5 protein-coding genes are annotated in these 4538 nt (G+C 69.8%); 4 read left to right on the top strand and 1 reads right to left on the bottom strand.

All coding sequences use genetic code 11. From position 1 onward, the window contains the following. The 3 genes from B7X32_RS18710 to B7X32_RS18720 form a co-directional block, all read left to right on the top strand. On the top strand, window positions 1–475 hold a 475-nt coding region (locus tag B7X32_RS18710), incomplete at its 5' end, for an aldo/keto reductase (RefSeq protein WP_292723150.1). Between the two features lie 198 nt (window positions 476–673). Next, on the top strand, window positions 674–1093 hold the full coding sequence (locus B7X32_RS18715; protein ID WP_292723152.1) for an RbsD/FucU domain-containing protein: 420 nt from the start codon (window positions 674–676) through the stop codon (window positions 1091–1093). Between the two features lie 34 nt (window positions 1094–1127). Beyond that, a complete protein-coding gene (locus B7X32_RS18720; RefSeq protein ID WP_292723154.1) occupies window positions 1128–2396 on the top strand; it encodes an alpha-L-fucosidase in 1269 nt (422 codons plus the stop codon). Window positions 2397–2442: 46 nt separating this feature from the next. On the opposite strand, the gene B7X32_RS18725 is transcribed toward B7X32_RS18720, so the two are convergent. After that, window positions 2443–3606, bottom strand: coding sequence for an ROK family transcriptional regulator (locus B7X32_RS18725; RefSeq protein WP_292723157.1), 1164 nt, complete (start codon window positions 3604–3606; stop codon window positions 2443–2445). 211 nt (window positions 3607–3817) lie between these two features. Here B7X32_RS18725 and B7X32_RS18730 point away from each other — a divergent pair. Then, window positions 3818–4538: extracellular solute-binding protein (locus B7X32_RS18730; protein ID WP_292723159.1), on the top strand; the 721-nt coding region annotated here is incomplete at its 3' end.

A 4538-nucleotide genomic window follows, 5' to 3' on the forward strand; every position in this document is an offset into this window, starting at 1 on the left:
GGTGGGACGGATCGGGATCGGATCCATGACCGCCGATGCCCTCACCGCGGCGGTGCGCTCGGCCGACCTCGACACGATCATGGTGGCGGGGCGCTACACCCTGCTCGAACAGCCCGCGGCCGCCGACGTGATCCCGGCGTGCGCCGAACGCGGCACGGACATCGTCGCCGCCTCGGTCTTCAACTCGGGCCTGCTCGCGCAGAGCGAGCCGCGGCGGGACGGACGCTACGAGTACGGCGCGCTGCCGGAGGAGCTCTGGCAGCGGCTGACCAGGATCGCCGACGTCTGCCGCGCGCACGACGTGCCGCTGCCGGCGGCCGCGATACAGTACCCGCTGCAGAGCCCGGTCGTGACCTCGGTCGTGGTCGGCGGGAGCCGCCCGGAGCAGCTGCGCCAGAACGCGGAGTTCGCGGCCCTCGACATCCCCGCGGACCTCTGGCGCGAGCTCGCGGAGGAGCGCTTGATCCCGGCCTGAAGCGGGGCCCCGGATTCCTCCGCTCCCGTCGCAGAAGATGTCGGAAAAGAGCAGGGAAAGCGGCGGATATCGCGACGGGAACGAAATCGACAGGGCACGCGCCACAGGGCACGCGCCACAGGGCACGCGCCACAGGGCACGCGCCACAGGGCACCCGCGACGCGAACGAGAGCGACAGGACAGGACGAAGGGAACGACATGCTCGAAGGAATCGACCCCCTGCTGACGGGTGAGCTGCTGCTGCACCTCGATCGGATGGGGCACTCGGATGCGGTCGTCGTGGCCGATGCGCATTTCCCGGCGTGGGCGCTCGGCGCACGCGTCGTCGATCTGCCCGGCACGACGACACCCGCCGTGGTCGCGGCGATCCGCTCGGTGCTGCCTCTCGACGACGCCCCTGGAATGGATCTCATGGAGTCGGCCGACGCGACCGTGCTCGACGTGCAGCGCGAGCTCATGGCCGCCGCCGGCACCGACGAGGGCGGCACGCGGTTCGTGGAGCGCTTCGCGTACTACGACGTCGCGAAGGGCGCCTACCTCATGGTGCGCACGGGGGAGACCCGCAAATACGGCAACGCGCTGCTGCGCAAGGGCGTGGTGGGGCATCCCTCCGCCTGAGCGGACCCACCCGAGGATCGAGAGAGAGGCAGAGATGCGACAGCAGTGGTTCGACGAGGCCCGGTTCGGGATGTTCGTGCACTTCGGCCTGTACAGCGGGGCCGCCCGGCACGAGTGGGTGCAGAACTACGAGCGCCTGACCGCCGAGGAGTACCGCGCCTACTTCGACCACTTCGACCCCGACCTCTTCGACGCGGCCGCGCTCGCGCGCCGTGCGAAGGCGACGGGGATGGGCTACGTCGTGCTCACGACCAAGCACCACGACGGGTTCTGCCTCTGGGACTCGGCGCTCACCGACTACACCTCCGTCACCGCCTGCGGGCGGGATCTGGTCCGCGAATACGTCGACGCGCTGCGCGCGGAGGGACTGCGCGTGGGCCTCTACCACTCGCTCATCGACTGGCATCACCCGGACTTCACAGTCGACGCGAACCACCCGTGCCGCGACGACGCGATCGAGCACGAGCGCAACCGCGAGCGGGACATGGACCGCTACCGCGCGTATCTGCACGGCCAGGTGCGCGAACTGCTCACGCAGTACGGCGACATCGACTACCTGTTCTTCGACTTCACGTACCCCGAGAAGAAGGACGGCTGGGCCGGCAAGGGGCCGGAGGACTGGGATGCGGAGGCGCTCCTCGCCCTCTGTCGCGAGCTGCAGCCGCAGATGCTCGTGAACGACCGGCTCGGGATCCCCGCCGACTTCGTGACCCCGGAGCAGTACCAGCCCACCGCGCCGATCGTCGTGGACGGCGTGCCGCAGGTGTGGGAGGCGTGCCAGACGATCAACGGATCCTGGGGCTACCACCGCGACAATCACGACCAGAAGTCGGCCGTGCTGCTCGCGCAGATGCTCGCCGACTCGGTGTCGATGGGCGGCAACATGCTGCTCAACATCGGTCCGGACGGGCGGGGGAGCATCGCGCCGCGCGACGAGGCCGTCCTCGCCGACCTGGGCGAGTGGATGCGCCTGCACCGCGACGCGATCGTCGGCGCGGGGCACGCTCCGTTCGCCGCGCCCCGTGAGGGCGTCTACACCCGGCGGGGCGACCGCCTCTACCTGCACCTGTTCTCCTGGCCGCTCGGCTACGTGCACCTGGAGGGGCTCGCGGACCGGGTCACCTACGCGCGGCTGCTCAACGACGGATCCTGGCTGAGGACCTCGGTGACGGATCCGGCCCAGGAGGCGACGCTGATGACGCCGGCGGGGGAGTCGGAGGGCACGCTCACGGTGCACCTGCCTGTGCAGCGCCCCGACGTGCTGATCCCGGTGATCGAGCTGACACTCGCGCCCAGGGACTGACCCGGCACGACCGCCTCTCGCGGTGCCCGAGCCCGGGCGTCGCGTCTCAGGCGACGGGGTCGACCAGCTCCATCGCCAGGCGCGCGGCGCCGTACAGCGCCGCATCAGGGCCTGTCCGCGCGGACTCGATCCGCAGCGTCTGCGTGGCGAGCGGATGGCACGCCTCGTACACGCGGCTGCGCACGGCGGCGAGGAAGGGCTCGCTCGCGCTCATGCTTCCGGTGAGGAAGACGGCGTGCGGGTTGAAGAAGTTGACGACGCCGGACAGCACCTGACCGAGGTGCGTGCCCGCCGTGCGGACCAGGGTGGTCGCGATCGGATCGCCGTTGCGCGCGAGCTCGAGCACCTCGGCGGCGCCCGCGACGGGGACGCCGCGCTCGCGCATCTGACGGACGAGTCCTGCGCCGCTCGCGATGGTCTCCAGGCAGCCGTGGTTGCCGCAGGAGCACGGGATGTCCGCGGCCTCCGCGACGCGCGTGTGCGTGATGTCCCCTGCCGCGGCGGTGGCTCCGCGATGCACGGAGCCCGCCACGATGATGCCGCTGCCGATCGCGGTTCCGGCCTTCACGGTGATGCTGTGCTGATCCCGCGAGAGACTGCGGTGGTGCTCGCCGAGGGCCATGAGGTTCGCGTCGTTGTCGACGACCGCCGGGACTCCGAAGCGATCGGTCAGCGCCTCGCCAACGCGGAATCCGGGCCAGCCCGGCATGCGGGAGGGCTGATCCACGCTCCCGGTCTCGAAGTTGACGGGGCCGGGGAGTGCGATGCCCACAGCTCGGATGTCTGCGTCTTCGGTGAGGGCGCGCAGTCCGGCTTCGACGAGCGTGAGCGTCGCCTCGGGGCCGTCCGCGATCGTGATCGGGATCGTCGCCGTCCGGTCGAGGTGACCGCCGAGATCCAGCAGCCCGAGCCGGGCGTGCTCTCCGCCGAGTTCCGCGGCCAGCACGCGGTGCGGAGTGCCGCCGAGGGAGAGGCGCCGTGCCCGTCGCCCGCCGGAGGACTGCGCCTGGCCGTTCTCCCGCAGGATTCCGGCCTCGACGAGCTCTTGGACGCGCAGCGAGACGGTCGAGGGCGCGATGCCGAGCAGGCGGGCGAGATCCGAGCGGGACAGCGCCTCGCCGCGCGTCACCAGCTCGACGATCTGCCGGGCGTGATCACCGGACGCCGGGGGTTCGCGGCGGTCGGGGGACCGGTCTGCCGAACGTGCCATGACACTTCCTTCGAGGTCGAATGAAGATCACTCTAGTGGGCATGTCACGTGCCGGTCGGATTCATCACGGAATTCTCACGATCTGTGCCAGACATCCGATGTTCGGCTGGAGTTTCCCGCGGGCCTCTGACAGGATGAGGGCATAACCCCGAATTACTTCGTTCGAACTCAAACGAAGCAAGGATCTGTTCGTGCCTGAGGAGGCATTTCAATGAAGAAGACTCACCTCGTCCCCGTGGCGGCGTTCACGGTGGGCGCCGCGCTCGTGCTGACCGGCTGCGGAGGCTCGAGCAGCAGCGCCGGCGCCGATGACAAGACCGTCGTGGTGGACATGTGGGCGGGATCCGCCGATGACACCAAGGCGCTCCAGGCGCAGATCGACGTCGCCAAGAAGCAGAACCCCGACCTGAAGATCGAGCTGCGCACCGCGCCGTGGAACGACTTCTTCACGAAGCTGACCACGAACATGGCCTCGGGCAACATGGCGTGCGTCACCGGCATGAACAGCGGCATGCTGTCCGGCTACACCTCCGGCTTCCAGAAGCTCACCGCGGACGATCTGAAGACCGCGGGCCTCAAGGAGGGCGACTTCGCCTCCGGCACCACCGAGATCCTGAAGAACAAGGGCGACCTCTACGGCCTGCCCTTCGACACCGCCACGATGCTCGTCTACTACAACGCCGACCAGCTCAAGGCCGCCGGCGCCGCCGACCCGAAGCCGGGCTGGACGTTCGACGACTTCGAGAAGACCGCCAAGGCGGCCACCCGCGACGGCAAGCAGGGCTTCGCCGTCGGCATGGGCGACTTCCAGTGGCAGGCGCTGCCGATCGCGAAGGCGGGCGTGCAGCCGGCCACGCAGGACGGCAAGCTGCAGCTCACGGACAAGAAGTTCCAGGACGCCGCGACCTGGTACACCGGTCTCGTCACCGACC

The sequence above is a fragment of the Microbacterium sp. 13-71-7 genome, from assembly GCF_002257455.1.
Classification (GTDB): Bacteria; Actinomycetota; Actinomycetes; order Actinomycetales; family Microbacteriaceae; genus Microbacterium.

What these genes read in the sequence shown, in the direction of transcription:
- B7X32_RS18720 (WP_292723154.1), top strand. Translation starts at nt 1,128, where the DNA reads ATGCGACAGCAGTGGTTCGACGAGGCCCGGTTCGGGATGTTCGTGCAC.
- B7X32_RS18715 (WP_292723152.1), top strand. Translation starts at nt 674, where the DNA reads ATGCTCGAAGGAATCGACCCCCTGCTGACGGGTGAGCTGCTGCTGCAC.
- B7X32_RS18725 (WP_292723157.1), bottom strand. Translation starts at nt 3,606, where the DNA reads ATGGCACGTTCGGCAGACCGGTCCCCCGACCGCCGCGAACCCCCGGCG.